The sequence below is a fragment of the Agromyces intestinalis genome (assembly GCF_008365295.1).
In the GTDB taxonomy this organism is placed as follows: domain Bacteria; phylum Actinomycetota; class Actinomycetes; order Actinomycetales; family Microbacteriaceae; genus Agromyces; species Agromyces intestinalis.
In genome coordinates, this window is sequence record NZ_CP043505.1 from 3,166,395 (window position 1) to 3,182,414 (window position 16,020).

General features: G+C 68.3%; 11 protein-coding genes. 7 read left to right on the forward strand and 4 right to left on the reverse strand.

The genetic code is table 11. The annotated features are described in order from the left end of the window. Positions 1 to 59 precede the first annotated feature (59 nt). Positions 60 to 2,234 (reverse strand): DUF7363 domain-containing protein, encoded by a 2,175-nt coding sequence (locus FLP10_RS14435; protein ID WP_149161507.1) that lies wholly within the window; start codon positions 2,232 to 2,234, stop codon positions 60 to 62. 215 nt (positions 2,235 to 2,449) lie between these two features. On the opposite strand from FLP10_RS14435, the gene FLP10_RS14440 reads away from it, so the two are divergent. From FLP10_RS14440 to ychF, 3 genes are read left to right on the forward strand one after another with little or no spacing between them, the layout of a single operon-like run. Continuing rightward, positions 2,450 to 3,046, forward strand: coding sequence for a TetR/AcrR family transcriptional regulator (locus tag FLP10_RS14440; RefSeq protein ID WP_149161508.1), 597 nt, complete (start codon positions 2,450 to 2,452; stop codon positions 3,044 to 3,046). Beyond that, positions 3,043 to 4,326, forward strand: a complete 1,284-nt coding sequence (locus tag FLP10_RS14450) for a glycosyltransferase (protein WP_168209205.1) — start codon at positions 3,043 to 3,045, stop codon at positions 4,324 to 4,326. The genes FLP10_RS14440 and FLP10_RS14450 overlap by 4 nt, the downstream gene beginning before the upstream one ends. Positions 4,327 to 4,337: 11 nt before the next feature. Further along, positions 4,338 to 5,411, forward strand: a complete 1,074-nt coding sequence (ychF, locus tag FLP10_RS14455; RefSeq protein ID WP_149161511.1) for a redox-regulated ATPase YchF — start codon at positions 4,338 to 4,340, stop codon at positions 5,409 to 5,411. Positions 5,412 to 5,552: 141 nt separating this feature from the next. Here ychF and FLP10_RS14460 read toward each other — a convergent pair whose 3' ends face one another. The 3 genes from FLP10_RS14460 to FLP10_RS14470 form a co-directional block, all read right to left on the reverse strand. Then, the gene (locus tag FLP10_RS14460) at positions 5,553 to 7,049 is read right to left on the reverse strand and encodes a family 43 glycosylhydrolase (RefSeq protein WP_149161512.1); all 1,497 of its coding nucleotides are present in this window, start codon (positions 7,047 to 7,049) and stop codon (positions 5,553 to 5,555) included. Between the two features lie 43 nt (positions 7,050 to 7,092). Further along, positions 7,093 to 8,619: a family 43 glycosylhydrolase gene (locus FLP10_RS14465; protein ID WP_149161513.1), complete on the reverse strand. Its 1,527-nt coding sequence runs from the start codon at positions 8,617 to 8,619 to the stop codon at positions 7,093 to 7,095. A gap of 83 nt (positions 8,620 to 8,702) precedes the next feature. After that, positions 8,703 to 10,169: an RICIN domain-containing protein gene (locus tag FLP10_RS14470; protein ID WP_149161514.1), complete on the reverse strand. Its 1,467-nt coding sequence runs from the start codon at positions 10,167 to 10,169 to the stop codon at positions 8,703 to 8,705. 357 nt (positions 10,170 to 10,526) lie between these two features. On the opposite strand from FLP10_RS14470, the gene FLP10_RS17505 reads away from it, so the two are divergent. The 4 genes from FLP10_RS17505 (at position 10,527) to FLP10_RS14490 (ending at position 15,959) form a co-directional block, all read left to right on the forward strand. Beyond that, positions 10,527 to 11,846: an RICIN domain-containing protein gene (locus FLP10_RS17505; protein ID WP_168209206.1), complete on the forward strand. Its 1,320-nt coding sequence runs from the start codon at positions 10,527 to 10,529 to the stop codon at positions 11,844 to 11,846. A gap of 215 nt (positions 11,847 to 12,061) precedes the next feature. Continuing rightward, entirely contained in the window at positions 12,062 to 13,084 is a 1,023-nt protein-coding gene (locus FLP10_RS14480) for a substrate-binding domain-containing protein (RefSeq protein ID WP_149161515.1), read from the forward strand. A gap of 34 nt (positions 13,085 to 13,118) precedes the next feature. After that, the gene (locus FLP10_RS14485; RefSeq protein ID WP_342780544.1) at positions 13,119 to 14,729 is read left to right on the forward strand and encodes a sugar ABC transporter ATP-binding protein; all 1,611 of its coding nucleotides are present in this window, start codon (positions 13,119 to 13,121) and stop codon (positions 14,727 to 14,729) included. Between the two features lie 231 nt (positions 14,730 to 14,960). Beyond that, a complete protein-coding gene (locus tag FLP10_RS14490) occupies positions 14,961 to 15,959 on the forward strand; it encodes an ABC transporter substrate-binding protein (RefSeq protein WP_149161516.1) in 999 nt (332 codons plus the stop codon). Positions 15,960 to 16,020 lie beyond the last annotated feature (61 nt).

Genomic DNA, 16,020 nt, shown 5'->3' on the forward strand with positions numbered 1-16,020 from the left:
TCGGTGGCGGTATCGGTACGGGGCGGTGCGTACGGGTGCTGGGTCTCGATGGAGATCGGTCATTCGCGCGCGGGCACGAGTCGGGCGCGCGGGTCGGCGAAGACTGCGAACGCGAGCGCACTGACGTCGCCGACGCGTCGGGCCGCCTGCCTCGCCTCGAGGGTCGCCTCGCCGATGGTCAGCTCGCGGGCGAGCGCGGCGTCGTAGAACGTGGTCACGAACCGTGCGGCGACGTCATCTCGCACGGCCCACCCGCAGCCGATGAACGCCGCGACCCCGCCGCGCAGGAACGCTTCGGCGAACCCGCCGAGACCCGTCGGGCCCGATTGCAGGCGGCCGACGTCGCAGGCGCTGAGGAACACGAAAGACGCCGGCGTCACGCCCTCGAGGGCGCGCTCCTCGGGGAAGTCGGCGCGCGCGTCGGCGTCGCTGTAGGTGGATGCCTCGTCGTCGGCGCTCGACGGAAACGCGGCGAGCAGCAGCTGCTGGGCGGTCGGCTCGTCGGCGCGCCAGCGACCGTGCCCGGCGAAGTGGAGCAGGTCGACGCCGTCGCGCAGTTCGGAGCTGATCGCGGCGGGCGTCTCGACGTCGAGCACCACGCGGGCCGCGAGGTGGTCCGCGAGCGCGGCGATCTCCGCGGCCGTGCGGGGGAGCGCGAGGATCGGGTCGTGATAGCGCGGCGACACGGCGAGCGCGCGATCGGGGCGCACCCGGATGGGCTCGGGGCTGGCGGACCCGTATACGAGCCTGGTCATGCCGAGGTCGGCGAGGAACCACCGCTTCCCGTCGCCGGCGGCCCCCGACGGCGGCACGAGGTGCACGATCTCCCACGGGAGGTCGAACTCGCCCTCCGTCTGCACGACGAGGTGGCTCAGCCGCGAGGTGCGCGACCGCCACAGCAGGTCGTTCACGTGGTCGTCGAACAGGTACCGGGCGATGTCCGACCCGATGCCGCTGAGCAGTTCGGCCGCCCGGCGGCGGCGCGCCTTCGCGTCGCGAACGGTGTCGACTTGGGCGCGGATGCCGCCGACCCTGCTGTACAGGCGGCGGATGTAGGCGGCCTTGTCGGGCAGTTCCTTCGTGCAGACGGCGCGCTCGTCGCCGACGCTCACCGCGATGCGCAGCGTCGAGCGGCCACGCGAGATCGATTCGTCGATGCGGATGGTGGGCAGCGCCGCCAGCTCGGACGAGCGCCCCGAGACGCGGGTGCGCGGGTTCGGCGCCGGGCCGGGAACGGCGCTCGCCGACTCGACGATCGCGGCGCTGACCCGCAGGGTTGCGAGCGGCTGCTCGATGGGCTCCTGTCGCACCGCGATCCAGACCACGCCGCGGCCGGGCTCGTCGGCCACGAGCCGGAACGGCACCCTGGCCGGGTCGGCGCCCGGGGCCGGCAGCGGTACGGTGCGCTCGGCCCGGTCGCCGGGGGCGTGGTGGATGCCTCGGAGCGTGATGCTCACCGTGACGTCGCGGTCCTCGTCGACCCGGATGACCTCCTCGTCGCGCACGAGGCCGGGAGTGGCGGTGAGTGCCTCGCGCGAGAGCCGGAAGATGAGCTCGAACGATTCCCCCGCGACGAGCTCGGGCGGCATCTCGGCGTCGACGTGCGCGGCGGTGACCCGGCGGCCGCGCGTGGCGGGTTCAACGGGCTCGGCGGGTTCGGGCTCGGCGGGCTCGGCTGCGGCCGGTTCGGCGGCTTCGGGGAACTCGATGGGTTCGTCAGCCGCGACGGGCTCGGCATCCAGTGCGGCTTCGAACCCGCCACCGCGTCCGTCGTCGTCGAGGTCGAAGCCCGGCATCGAGCGTGTCATCCCGTCGATGTACCCGCCCGGTCGCGGCAGCGGCGGCCGCGGTGCCGCGCCCCAGCGATCGAGGAACCGTTCGGCGTCGGCGGTCCGCGCGAACCCGAGCACGAAGATCGTGGTGCGCCCGTCGGACGTGGGCAGGTCGGCGGTCGCGGCCCCACCGCCGATGCCGCGCAGCGGTACGGCGAAGCAGACGCCGTCGGAGCGAGCGACGCCCAGCACCGTGCGGTCGGCGTCGTCGAGCCCGTCGACGACCGCGACGACCGATGCGGGTTCGGCAGGCAGCAGGACCTCGAGCGCGCCGAGCAACCGCAGCGGCCGGTCGAACGCCGCCCACTCGGGCGGAAGCCCGGGTCGACCGCCCGGCACCACGCGCGCTTCATCCGCGAACCGGACCTCGATCCGGTGTGCGCCTTCGCCCGATCGGGACATCCCGATCCCCTCCTGCTCCGCGCTTCCGCGTGAACCTGAGCATTGCTCGATCAGCTCGAAGTCTATTGACCGCGCCGGGCCGCCCACCATCAGGGCTGGCCCTGATCGTGCCCGCTTCGTCGCATGCACGGGGTGGCGCGGCGGCAGGCGTATTCATTTGATCGAGCATCAAGTTTTCGCTTGACTCAGATTCAAATGGCGAGGATGCTTCGGGTATGGCCGGAGGTGTTCGCGAGTACGACATGACGACCCGTGCGGCGTCGAGCGGGCGCACGCGCGAGCGCATCCTGCGCGCGGCCGCCGAACGCTTCGCCGGCGCCCACTACGACGACGTGACGCTCGCGGGCGTCGCCGACGCGGCCGGCGTCACGGTGCAGACCGTCTTCAACCACTTCGGCTCGAAGGAGGGGCTGCTCACCGCCTCGATCGCGCACTTCGCCGGCGAGGTCGCCGACCTGCGCGGCAACGTGGCGCCCGGCGACGTCGACGGTGCCGTGGACGCGCTGATGCGGAACTACGAAGTGCTCGGCGACGGCAACTGGCGTGCGATCGCCGACGCCGACCGCCAGGCCGCGCTGCGGCCCCTGCTCGAGGGCGCGCGAGCGCAACACCGGGCGTGGCTCGAGCAGGTGTTCGGCCCGCACCTGCCCGGGGGCGGCACCGCCCGCGCCGGGGTCGTCGACGCCCTCTACGCCGCGACCGACGTCGGCAGCTGGAAGCTTCTGCGCCGTGACCTCGGCCGATCGGAATCCGAGACGCGCGCGGTACTGCACCGCCTCGTCACCGCCGTGCTCGAAGGGAGCGCACGATGAGATACCTGCTCGCCGTCTGGGACGGCGGCGGTGCGACCCCGCCGAACCTCGGCATCGCACGTCTGCTGATCGAACGCGGCCACGAGGTCGTCGCCTACGGCGACCCGAGCATCGCCGGGGGGATCCTGGCGACCGGCGCCACGCACCATCCGTGGCCGACCGCCCCCCAGCGCGCCTCGACCGCCCTCGAGGACGACCTGCTGAAGGACTGGGAGGCCGCCACGCCGCTCGGGGCGTTCGCACGACTGCGCACCCGGCTCGTCACGGGACCGTCGGCGCGCTTCGCCGCCGACGTCGCGACGGCGCTCGACGACGCGGCGGCCGAAGGCGAGCCGTTCGACGCGGTGCTCGCCGACGGCGTGCTGCTCGGCGCCCTCGTCGCGGCTGAGGCGCGCGGCATCCCGTCGGCCGCGCTCGTGGGCAGCGTCTATCTCGTGCCCTCGGCGGCCAGGCCGCCGTTCGGCCTCGGGCTCGCACCCGCCCGCGGACCCCTCGGGCGGATGCGCGACCGCGCGGGGCGGGTGATGTCGAACGCCGGGTGGGACGCGGGCCTGCGCGCGCTGAACGCGACCCGCGCCGGGTTCGCCCTCGATCCGCTCGGCCACGTGTGGGCGCAGTGGGATCGGGCCGACCGCGTGCTGCTGCTCACCGGTGCGGCCTTCGACGATCCCGCGCCCGTGCCGCCGAACGTGCGCTGGGTCGGGCCGGTGCTCGAGGATCTCCCCGCCGAGGGCCCTCTCGAACTGCCGCCGGGCGATGCGCCGCTGGTCGTGGTCGGCCTGTCGAGCTCGTACATGCAGCAGGAGGATCTGCTGCGGCGCATCGCGATCGCGCTCGCGGGGCTGCCGGTACGCGCGGTCATCACGACGGGCCCGGCGATCGACCCCGCCGACGTGCCCGCCGCCGCCCACGTCCGGGTCGTGCGCGCCGCCGCGCACCGCGAACTCTTCGCACGCGCGGCACTCGTCATCACGCACGCCGGGCACGGCACCGTCATCAAGGCGCTCGCCGCCGGCGTGCCGATGCTGTGCCTGCCGATCGGACGCGACCAGCCCGACAACGCGGCGCGCGCGGCCAGGCACGGCGTCGCGATCGTGCGCCCGGCGAGGTCGGATGTCGCGACCATCGCGACGGCCGTCGTCGAGCTGCTCGCCGATCCGTCGTACCGGACTGCCGCGCAGGCGCTGGGGGAGCGCATCCGCGCCGAGATCGACTCGGGTCGACTGCTCACCGAACTCGAGGGGCTGCCGGAGGCATCCCGCCCTGAGGCCCGCCGGTAGACTGGTCGCCCGTGGCACTCACCATCGGAATCGTCGGTCTCCCGAACGTCGGCAAGTCGACCCTGTTCAACGCGCTCACCAAGAACCAGGTGCTCGCGGCCAACTACCCGTTCGCGACGATCGAGCCGAACATCGGCGTGGTGAACCTGCCCGACCCGCGGCTCGAGACCCTCGCCGGCATCTTCGGATCCGAGCGCATCCTGCCCGCGACCGTGTCGTTCGTCGACATCGCCGGCATCGTGCGCGGGGCGAGCGAGGGCGAGGGGCTCGGCAACAAGTTCCTCGCGAACATCCGCGAGGCCGACGCGATCGCGCAGGTCGTGCGCGGGTTCAGCGACTCCGACGTGGTGCACGTCGACGGCGCCGTCGATCCCAAGGCCGACATGGAGACGATCAACACCGAGCTGATCCTCGCCGACCTCGAGACCCTCGAACGCGCGATCACGCGTTACGAGAAAGAGGTCAAGGGTCGCAAGCTCGACCCGTCGGTGCTCGAGGCGGCTGTCGCTGCGCGCGACCTGCTGCAGGCGGGGACGCCGCTGTCCGCGGCATCCGTCGATATCTCGCCCATCGCAGAACTGGGCCTGCTCACCGCGAAGCCCTTCATCTACGTCTTCAACGTCGACGAGCAGGTGCTGACGGATGCCTCGAAGAAGGCCGAACTCGCGGCGCTCGTCGCCCCCGCCGAGGCCGTCTTCCTCGACGCCAAGATCGAGTCGGAGCTCATCGACCTCGACCCCGAGGACGCCGCCGAGCTGCTCGCCTCGACCGGGCAGGAGGAGTCGGGCCTCGACCAGCTCGCCCGCGTCGGCTTCGACACCCTCGGACTGCAGACGTATCTGACGGCCGGGCCGAAGGAGTCGCGCGCCTGGACGATCCACAAGGGCTGGAAGGCCCCCCAGGCCGCCGGCGTCATCCACACCGACTTCGAGCGCGGCTTCATCAAGGCCGAGGTCATCTCGTTCGACGACCTCGTCGCGACCGGCTCGGTCGCCGAGGCCCGCGCCAAGGGCAAGGCGCGCATGGAGGGCAAGGACTACGTCATGCAGGACGGCGACGTGGTCGAGTTCCGCTTCAACGTGTAGATCTGCGCCGTCGCCGACCCGGTGCGCGGCAGCAGGGGGAGCGCGGCCGACGACGTGGGAGGCCGCCGGACACGCCGGATGCCCCGGACCGGTCCGAGGCATCCGGCGTGTCCGGGGCATCCGGCGTGGAGGAGCGTTCGGTTAGTTCACCAACCGGAATGTCGCGTCCTGCTGGGCAGTGCTTCCCGAGATCGTGTCGATCCGGAGCACGTAGTTGCTGTGCCGGATGTAGCGATCGGGGAAGTTGTACGAGCGGAACGAGGTCCACGACGAGTTCGCCAGTCCCGCGACCTTCTGGAAGGTCGCGTCCTGCGCGAACGTCGAACTGCCGTCGTTCGGTTCGAGCCGGAGGACGTAGTTGTTGTGGCGCAGGTAGTAGCCCGGGAAGTTCACGGACTCGAACGACACGTAGGCGGAGCCGTTGTTCGCGAGACCGGTGACCGCCCGGAACTGTGCGTCCTGACTTGGACTCACGTTCGGGTCGATGCGCACCGCGTAGTTGCTGTGCCTGACGTAGCGATCCTGGAAGTTGAACGACTGGATGCGCTGGATGGTGCCCTGCGAGCCGCCGGCCGGCTCACCCGAGGGCCCACGCAGGACCGTCGAGGTCGACACCGGCACACCGAGGTTCGGCGTTCCGTCGGAGTTCCATGAGATCGGCTGCGCCCGGCTCGTGCGCGTCGTTCCGCAGCCGTCGGAGGCAGAGGAATTGGCGTGGTACACGATCCAGTCCTGCGTGCCATCGGGCGACTTGAAGAACGAGTGGTGCGCTGGCCCGTACACCCCGTTCGCGTCGTTGCGCTGGAAGATCGGCGTCGACTTCTTGGTCCAGGAGCTCGCGCTCAACGGGTTGCTTCCGGTGAGCTCGAGCATGCCGATCTTGTAGTCGGGGCCGCCGCAGTAGCTCGCCGAATAGGTGAGGAACGTGCGACCGTTGCGCTGCAACGGGTACGGCCCCTCATTCACCGGGTTCCCCTGCTTCTCCCACGCGAGCGTCGGCTCGGAGATCAGCGCACCGGTCGCGGCGACCGTCCACGGGTTCGTGAGCCGAGAGATGTACAGGCTCTGCAGCCCACCATCTCCGAAGCCCGTGCCGCGCGAGAACGCCGAGAACACGAAGTAGTTCTGGTTGCTGACGGTCATCACGCTGCCGTCGATCGCCCAGGCATCGTTCGGCATGAGGTTGAGCTTGCCCCGATACGTGTACGGTCCCATCGGGTCGGTGCCGGCACTCTCGAGCACGTGCTGGCGCTGCCCGCCGCAGCAGCTGCTGGGACCCGCCGAGTAGTACAGGTACCAGCGTTTGCCGTTCGGCCCGTCGAGCAGATGCATGCTCGGCGCCCACATGTTCGAGGTCGCGTTCGTCTGCGACATCGTGAAGACCTTGGTCTCCGGCGCGTTCTTCAGGCCCGCGAGGGTCGTCGACTTGCGGATGTAGATGTTCCCCGTCCACGTCGTCGCGGTGTAGTAGTAGTACCCGTTGTAGTACCCCAGCCACGGGTCGGCACTGTTCGGGGCGCCGACGATCGGATTCTGGTAGGGAGTGCCGTCGGCCGCATAGCTCGGCGTGGCGACGCCGAGCAGGGTGATCGCGGCGCACACGGCAACGATCAGCCATCGGCGGAGTCTCTTGCGCATCAGTGCGGATTCCTTTCCTTCACTCGATGGATTGCACACTCGGTCATGCGGCGGCGCGGAGCCATTGCTGGTTGTTGCCGTTGTTGCAGTCGTAGATCTTGATGATGGTGCCGTTGGCGGTCGACCAGCCGGGCACGTCGAGGCATCGTCCGGATCGTCGGTCGACGATCTGCACGTACCCGTTGCTGGTGCTGCGCAGGGTGAATTGCTGGTTGGTGCCGGTGTGGCAGTCGTACTGCTGGACCTCGGCGCCGTTGGCGGTGCCGGCGACATCCAGGCACTTGTTCGAGTGCACCGAGCGGATCCGTACGTAGCCGCTGCCGGCGTCTTCGAACTTCCACTGCTGCCAGGCTCCGCCGTTCCAGGCGTACTGGCCCACCTTCGCCCCGTTCGAGGTGTTCGGGTTCTGCACGTCCAGCACCAGACCGCTGTGCCGATTCGTCACCCGCTCACCACCCGACGCACCACCACCGGTGAAGATGCTCGGCGGGGTGTCGCCGAAGGTGAACGAGCCGTCGGGCACCGGAACGCCGAACAGCGGGGTGCCGTCGGAGTTCCAGTACAGGCGCTGGAGGCGCGTGTGACGGTCGGGGTTGTTCAGCGGCTCGCCGCTGATGTTCTCGTAGTTGCGCGCGTGGTACACGAGCACGTCGGCGCCGGTCTCGTCGACCGTGAACGAGTTGTGCCCCGGACCCCACTGCCCCGTCGACGCGTTGCTCTGGAACACCGGCGTGGAGCGTTTGCTCCACGACGAGGCCGACAGCAGATTGCTCGACGTGCTCGCCGTGAGCAGTCCCATCGCGTAGTTCTTGTCGGTCGCGCTCGCCGAGTAGGAGATGAAGACCCGGTTGTTGCGGACCAGCACCGCCGCCCCCTCGACGACCTTGTGGCCGCGCTTCTCCCAGTCGTAGGTGGGCTGTGCGATGCGCACCGGCGTGCCGGTGATGGTCCACGGGTTCGTCATGCGCGCGATGTAGAGGTTGGAGTTCGAATCGATCCCCGACTCCGACTGGGCCCACACGAGATAGCGGTTGCCGTTGTGAGCGAACGTCGTCGCGTCCAGCGAGAAGCTCGCCCACGGGGTGACGATTCGCCCCTTCTCCGTCCAGTTCGCGGTCAGGGCGTTGGAACCGGTGCCCTCGAGCACGTACATCCGGATCGCCCAGATGTCGTTCGTCGCGCCCGCCGCGAAGTAGACGTACCACTTGCCGTCGATGAAGTGGATCTCGGGCGCCCAGATGTGGGCACCCATCTCACCGCTCGAGTGCTTGGTCCAGATCGTGGTCTCGGGGGCGGTGCGCAGACCGTTCAGGGTCGTCGCCCGGCGCAGCACGATACGGTCGTACGCCGGAACCGTCGCGGTCATGTAGTAGTAGCCGTCGGTGTGCTTGAAGATGTGCGGATCGGCGCGTTGCTGGATGAAGGGGTTCGTGAAGCTCGTCGAGGCGGCCGCCGCCGGACTGGCGACGACGAGCCCCGACAGCATCACGGCTGCTGCCGCCAGGGTGGCGACGATCGTGCGCCACAGCCCTCGGCGCGCAATGCGCCGCGGATTCGAGAGGTGTTCCATCTCACGTCCTTGGGGATGGGGAGGGGCGAGGCCCTCCGCGGATTGATTGGTGGTGGGTGTTCGGTGCTCGTACGCTCAGCGCGTCATGCGGCGGCGCGGAGCCATTGCTGGTTGTTGCCGTTGTTGCAGTCGTAGATCTTGATGATGGTGCCGTTGGCGGTCGACCAGCCGGGCACGTCGAGGCATCGTCCGGATCGTCGGTCGACGATCTGCACGTACCCGTTGCTGGTGCTGCGCAGGGTGAATTGCTGGTTGGTGCCGGTGTGGCAGTCGTACTGCTGGACCTCGGCGCCGTTGGCGGTGCCGGCGACATCCAGGCACTTGTTCGAGTGCACCGAGCGGATCCGTACGTAGCCGCTGCCGGCGTCTTCGAACTTCCACTGCTGCCAGGCTCCGCCGTTCCAGGCGTACTGGCCCACCTTCGCCCCGTTCGAGGTGTTCGGGTTCTGCACGTCCAGCACCAGACCGCTGTGCCGATTCGTCACCCGCTCACCGGCGGAGCCCCAGCGGGCGAGCACTCGGCTCTCCTCGGCCGCGGTCAGGTTGAGGATCGTGCCGTGCCGCTTGCGATTGCTGCCCAGGCTGTACCCCGAGGCGGTGCGGAAGTTCTGCACGCTGCCCAGGTTGGTCGAGGTGATCGGCATGTAGCCCCGGCCCGTGCCGTACTGGTCGAGCCACAAGGCCCACTCGTCACGGCCGTTGAACCGCATCCACATCGGCCCTTCGACCGCGTTGCCGAAGCCCGCGTTCGAGATGTTCAGGTGACGGAGGTTGCCGAGGCTCGTCCACGACCCCAGGATCGAATTGGATGCCTCGACGGTGATGTCGCCGTTCGAGGCGATGACGCCGTCGGCCGAGGTGCGGTAGTACCGGTATCCGCCGACGCTGTTCGCGACCTCGATGATCTGGGTGTCGATCGTCGCTGCGCTGCCGCTGCGGTCGATGTAGACCTGCGGTGCCGTGAATGTGCGGAAGTCGGAGGTGCGCGAGTACCAGATGCGATGCTTCGTCACGCCGTTCCGCGCGGAGTTCGTCGCCCAATAGACGACGTAATCGCCGGTGGCGGGGTTGTAGATCGCCTCGGGCGCCCATGCGTCGCCCGCCCCCGAGATGCCGTTCGCGACGCCGACGAGGCGAGGCGCCGACCAGTTCACGAGATCGGTCGACTCCCAGACGACGAGCGATTTGCTGCCCTGGTTCGCGGCCTGCTCCCACGTCGTGCCGCTCGCGATCCGCAGGTCCGTCGCGATGATCCAGTAGCGGTCGCCGTTCGGAGATCGCACGAGCGCGGGGTCGCGGACGCCGCGGGTGCCGACGGTGGACAACAGCACGGGCTGGCCGGCGTTGAGGTCGGTCCAGTTCAGGCCGTCGCGGCTGTGGGCGAAGTAGATCTGCTCACCGTTCGCCGATTCCCCCGTGAAGTGGGCCATCAGGTACCCGGTGAATGGATCGAGCGCCTGCGCTCGTTCGGGCGCGGTGACTGTCCAGGTGCCGGCGAGGAGGACGGCGGCGGCGAGGGTTGCGAGCAGCCGGGGCACGTGTTTCCACATGAGTGCGAGGTTCCTTCCGTTGGGGAGGACGCTTCGCGCCGGGGCGGGATGCCGATGCGTTCCGAGGCGGCGAGGGCCGCTCGGTCGGAGAGAACCTCGGTCCGCGCGACTGGCCTAACGTCCTTGTTAGCGGTAACAGCGACCAATGTAGGGGTTGCGGCGACATTTCGGCAAGGTTTCCGGCTTCTCTTGTCGTTCACCGGATGTTCCCGCTAACATTCAGACCGGCGAAGCGTCTTCTCGCCGCCGAGGTCGCGCGGGCGACGCTGGTCGCTTCCGCACCGACGCCCGATGCGGCTCGCGGGCGCGAACCTCGGGTATGACCGCAACCGCGAGCCTGCGACGAAGGAGTCGAAGATGACGAAACCTGCTCGCCCGCCCATCAGGTGGCTCTCCCGCCTGATCGCGCTCGTGAGCGCCGCGCTGCTCGGCATGGGGCTCGCCGTGGTGAGCGCCGCGCCCGCCCAGGCCGCAACGGCGTACATCTACACGACGTTCAAGGGAGACGGCGCCGCCGACCAGGAACTGTGGGTGTACACCTCGAGCGACGCCGCGAACTTCAGCGTGCTGCGCGACACCAACTTCCGGGGCCCGAGCGGCGCGTTGCGCGATCCGAGCATCATCAAACGCGACGGCGTCTACTACGTCGCCTACACCGTGCAGTCGTGGACGACGCAGTCGACCCACTTCAACATCGCCAGGAGCACCAACCTGGTCGACTGGACGCACGTCGCGAGCGTCAACGCCGGAGTGAGCGGAACGGCGTACACGTGGGCGCCCGAGTTCTACGTCGAAGGCAGCACCGTGCGCGTCGTCGTGAGTCTCGGCACGTCCGACCACCAGTTCACTCCCTACGTCTACACCGCGCAGAACAGCGGGCTCACCTCGTGGAGCAGCCCGACCCGGTTGGGCATCCCCACCAATCACATCGACACCTACATCGTGAAGCGGGGCAGCACCTACCACGCCTTCGTCAAGAACGAGACGAGCAAGTGGATCGAGCGCTGGACCTCGACGAACTTCACCAGCTGGACGAACCAGGGCAACCAGTGGCAGCAGTACCACGAAGGCCCGTCGATCGTTCAGTTGTCGAATGGCACCTATCGCGCCTACATCGACCGCTACCCGAGCGGCGGCATGTGGACGTCGACGAGCTCCGACCTGGTGTCGTGGAGCGGGCTCTCGCAGGTCGGGTGCTCGGGCTGCCGCCATGGCACGGTCATCCTCGACACCGACTACACGGCTCCCGGTGGTGGTGCGTCGGGTGGTGAGCGGGTGACGAATCGGCACAGCGGTCTGGTGCTGGACGTGCAGAACCCGAACACCTCGAACGGGGCGAAGGTCGGCCAGTACGCCTGGAACGGCGGAGCCTGGCAGCAGTGGAAGTTCGAAGACGCCGGCAGCGGCTACGTACGGATCCGCTCGGTGCACTCGAACAAGTGCCTGGATGTCGCCGGCACCGCCAACGGCGCCGAGGTCCAGCAGTACGACTGCCACACCGGCACCAACCAGCAATTCACCCTGCGCAGCACCAGCAACGGGTACGTGCAGATCGTCGACCGACGATCCGGACGATGCCTCGACGTACCCGGCTGGTCGACCGCCAACGGCACCATCATCAAGATCTACGACTGCAACAACGGCAACAACCAGCAATGGCTCCGCGCCGCCGCATGACGTGACGGTCCGACGGCCGGAGGCCGCGGTCGTGCGGGGCATTCCGCACGACCGCGGTTCCGGCTTCCCGACCACGTCGAAGCTGAGATGCCATCCCTGCTCGGTATGCTGGGCGAACCATTTCCAGACCGCCCGAGCGACCGAAGCCGGTGCCGCGCGGCGACTCCAGACTCTGGGGCGTATGCGGCGGTCAGGTTCCGATGATCGGAGAGTGATTGACGTCGAACGCGAGTTCCGATCAGCCGAACATCCGGCAGGTCGCGGCGATCGCTGGTGTCTCGCACATGACCGTGTCGCGGGTGCTGAACGACTACCCGAACATCCGTCCGGCCACTCGCCGGCGCGTGCTCGAGGTGATCGAGGAGCTCAACTACCGCCCGAATCTGGCCGCGCGTGCACTGACGACGCGACGCACGCGACGGATCGGCGTCATGGTCGAGAGCGCTGTCGAGTTCGGCCCGACCAGTACCCTCCGAGCAGTCGAGTTCGCGGCACGCGAGTCGGGGTACTCGGTGACCTCCGTCGCGCTTCGCGATGACGACGCGATGACGCCGCAAGACGCCGTCGATCATCTCACCGGTCAGGGCGTCGACGCCCTCTGCGTCGTGGCGCCGCGATCGTCGTCGGTCTCTGCGCTTCGCAAGATCAGCATCCCCGTCCCGGTGCTGGTGATCAAAGCAGACAGCGATCCGAGCTTTCTCACCGTTTCGGTCGACCAGCAAGGGGGAACCGACCTCGCGGTCGATCACCTGGCAACGCTCGGGCACCGCGACATCCTCCACATCGCGGGCCCGCTCGACTGGCTCGACGCACGAACCCGCGAACGCGCGTTCCATGCACGCGCGAAAGGATGGGGGATCCGTGAGCGGCCGATCGTCATCGGCGATTGGTCGGCGGACTTCGCCTATGAGTTCGCGAGCAGCCTGAAGCGGCTGCCCGAATACACCGCGATCTTCGCGGGAAACGACGACATGGCTCTCGGCGCCATCCACGGCCTCCACGACAAGGGATACCGCGTGCCCGAGGACATCAGCATCGTCGGGTTCGACGACCTTCCCGCAAGCCGTCATTTCCTTCCCCCGCTCACGACGGTCAGGCAGGACTTCCGCGCGCTCGGAATCAAAGCAGTCGATGTCCTCCGAGCGTCGTTGGAGGGGCTCGAGATTCCCCAACGCACCAAGATTCCCGCCGACCTCGTCATCCGGCAGTCGACCGCGGCTCCCCGCCAACTGAGATGAAGCGGCCGAGTCGGAGGGGCCGCGCGCGTCACAGATGGTTTCCGGCGCGAGCGTTCGAGGCGCACCCGGGCTATTCTTGCCTTTCCCCGATCTGATGGACTCGAAGATGACTGCCACAGATGTTCCGCCCGTGATCGAGATGATGTCGATCACCGTCGCTTTTCCGGGCGTGCTCGCCCTGGACGGGGTCGACCTGCGCCTGTATCCCGGCGAGGTCCACGCGATCATGGGCGAGAACGGCGCCGGCAAGTCCACGCTCATCAAGGCGCTGACCGGCGCGACTCCCGTGGAAAGCGGTGAGATACGCGTCGACGGCATCCCGCGGAGACTCGCGAACGCCTCCGAGAGCCGCGCAGTGGGCATCGAGCCCGTCTATCAGGAGGAGTACCTCGTTCGGAACCTGAGCGTGCTGGAGAACGTCATGCTCGGGCATGAGGCTCGCGGGCGGCTCGGAATCGACTGGCGCCGCACTCGCGCACAGGCGCGCAGCATGCTCGCCGAACTCGGTCTCGAGGATCTCGATCCGAAGCTGAAACTCGCCTATCTCACACCGGCGGTCCGCCAACTCGTCGCGATCGCGAGAGCGATGGTCGCGCACCCTCGGGTGCTGGTGCTCGACGAGCCGACCTCGAGTCTCGACGCCCGAGAGGCCGACCGGCTCTTCGCGGTCGTGCGGCGGCTGCGAGACCGGGGCGTCGCCATCGTGTTCGTCTCGCATTTCCTCGAACAGGTCTACGCCATCAGCGACCGGATGACCGTACTGCGCAACGGCAGAAGGGTCGGAGAGTACCTGACGCGCGAACTCGACCGTGCCGACCTCATCTCGAAGATGATGGGCAAGGACATCGTCGGACTCCGGGCCATCACATCGCAGCGCAAGGCGCATTCGCACGACCCCGAGGGGCCGGTGGTCTATCGAGCGGTCTCGCTCGGACGTCGGGGAGATCTCGAGAAGACCGACATCGAGTTGCATCGAGGCGAGATCGTCGGCCTGGCAGGCCTACGTGGTTCCGGGCGAACCGAGCTCGCATCATTGATGAGCGGTGCGCAACGCCCCGACTCCGGGTCGCTCTTTCTCAACGAGCGGCCGACGAGCATCCCGACGCCCGGATCGGGCATCAGACAGCGAATCGCGATGTCGAGCGAGAACCGGCGGGACGGCGGCATCATCGGCGAGCTCAGCATGCGCGAGAACCTGGTGCTCGCATTGCAGGCGCTGCGCGGGTGGGCGCGACCCCTGACGAAAGCCGAGCGCGACGATCTCGTGGAATGGTGCATCGACGCGTTCCGAATCCACACGCCTCGCCCCGACATCCCGGTCAAGTACCTGTCCGGTGGCGCGCAGCAGAAGGTGCTGCTCGCCAGATGGCTCGCCACGCGGCCGAAGGTGCTCATCCTCGACGAACCCACGCGCGGAATCGATATCGCAGCCAAGGTCGACATCCAAGCACGGATCGCGCAACTCGCCGCGGACGGAGTCGCCGTGCTCTTCATCTCCTCGGAACTGGAGGAAGTGGTGCGGCTGAGCGATCGCATCATCGTCCTCAAGGACCGCGAGAAGATCGGTGAACTCAGCAACGGACCCGGAGTCACTGCGGACAGCATCGTCGAGATGATCGCAGCCGACCACGACGCATCCGAATAGTCGATCCTCCCGCCCCGCCACCGGGCGTAACGCCTCTGGTCTGTTCTCGGTAACAACCGGAGTGGTTCGTTACGCCCTTTCTTTCTGCAGTTGCTTGTGCGCAGAAGAATGTTTCCGGTAACATCCGAGAAGGCAGCTGAGCGAGATTCGGGTGCCGCAATCACAGATCCGGCTGACCCAGCCGAGCCACGGGCCCCACCCATCCCGATGGCATCTCAAGGAGGAGATTCAATGTCCGCAAAGAGGCGATTCACCAAGGTTCTGGGCCTCGCGGCCGCCGGCGCGTTCGCGTTGGGACTGGCCGCGTGCTCGCCGGCCGCCGACGGTCCCGACGAGCCCGGGGGTGACGACCTGACGACCATCGGCTTCGTCGCCGTCGGCCCCGAGGGCGCGTGGCGAGAGGCGAACGAGCAGAACATCCAGGACACGTTCACCAAGGACGCCGGCTTCGACCTGAAGTACGCACCCGCGACCAACCTCGACCAGAAGTCGCAGATCGACGCATTCACGTCCTTCGTCGATGAGGGCGTCGACGTGATCCTGCTGTCCGCGACCGAGGCCACCGGTTGGGAGGACTCGCTCAAGCGCGCACAGGAGGCCGAGATCCCGGTCATCCTGCTCGACCGCGGCATCGAGCCCAACGACACCGACCTCTACGTCACTCGCATCGCCCCCGACAACATCGAGGTGTCGAAGTCGGTCGCCAACTGGGCGCTCGAGGCGTTCCCCGACGGCGGCAACTACTTCGTGCTCGAGGGTCCGGCCGGCGTCTCGGTCGTGAACGAGCGCAATGAAGGCTGGGACGAAGTGATCGGCGGCGAATCGTCGTTCGTGAAGGTCGGCGCGCAGACCGCCAACTGGTCGACCGAAGAGGCCAAGAGCGTGTTCGAGACGGTGCTGAAGTCGAACAACAACGACATCCAGCTCGTGTTCGCACAGAACGACGAGATGGGTCTCGGCGCGGTGCAGGCCGTCGAGGAGGCCGGGCTCGTCCCGGGCGTCGATGTGAAGATCGCGACGATCGACGGCACGAAGTCGGCGCTCCAGGCGCTCGCAGACGGCAAGCTGAGCTTCGTCGCCGAGTACAACCCCCTGTTCGGTGAGACCGCTCTCGACGTCGTCAGCACCATCCTCGACGGCGGCTCGGTCGAGTCGTACATCATCGTCCCGAGCGAGACCTTCGACTCGCCCGAGGCGGCTGCGACGGCCCTACCCGATCGCAAGTTCTAACCGCAACGCCGGGAGGCCGGCCGACCGCGGGTGCGGGGTTCCACTCGAACAGGTGGAACCC

Bases quoted from the DNA above. Each gene is read 5' to 3' on its own strand.
- FLP10_RS14435 (WP_149161507.1), bottom strand. From the start codon at position 2,234: ATGTCCCGATCGGGCGAAGGCGCACACCGGATCGAGGTCCGGTTCGCG.
- FLP10_RS14440 (WP_149161508.1), top strand. From the start codon at position 2,450: ATGGCCGGAGGTGTTCGCGAGTACGACATGACGACCCGTGCGGCGTCG.
- FLP10_RS14450 (WP_168209205.1), top strand. From the start codon at position 3,043: ATGAGATACCTGCTCGCCGTCTGGGACGGCGGCGGTGCGACCCCGCCG.
- FLP10_RS14460 (WP_149161512.1), bottom strand. From the start codon at position 7,049: ATGCGCAAGAGACTCCGCCGATGGCTGATCGTTGCCGTGTGCGCCGCG.
- FLP10_RS14465 (WP_149161513.1), bottom strand. From the start codon at position 8,619: ATGGAACACCTCTCGAATCCGCGGCGCATTGCGCGCCGAGGGCTGTGG.
- FLP10_RS14470 (WP_149161514.1), bottom strand. From the start codon at position 10,169: ATGTGGAAACACGTGCCCCGGCTGCTCGCAACCCTCGCCGCCGCCGTC.
- FLP10_RS17505 (WP_168209206.1), top strand. From the start codon at position 10,527: ATGACGAAACCTGCTCGCCCGCCCATCAGGTGGCTCTCCCGCCTGATC.
- FLP10_RS14485 (WP_342780544.1), top strand. From the start codon at position 13,119: ATGGTTTCCGGCGCGAGCGTTCGAGGCGCACCCGGGCTATTCTTGCCT.
- FLP10_RS14490 (WP_149161516.1), top strand. From the start codon at position 14,961: ATGTCCGCAAAGAGGCGATTCACCAAGGTTCTGGGCCTCGCGGCCGCC.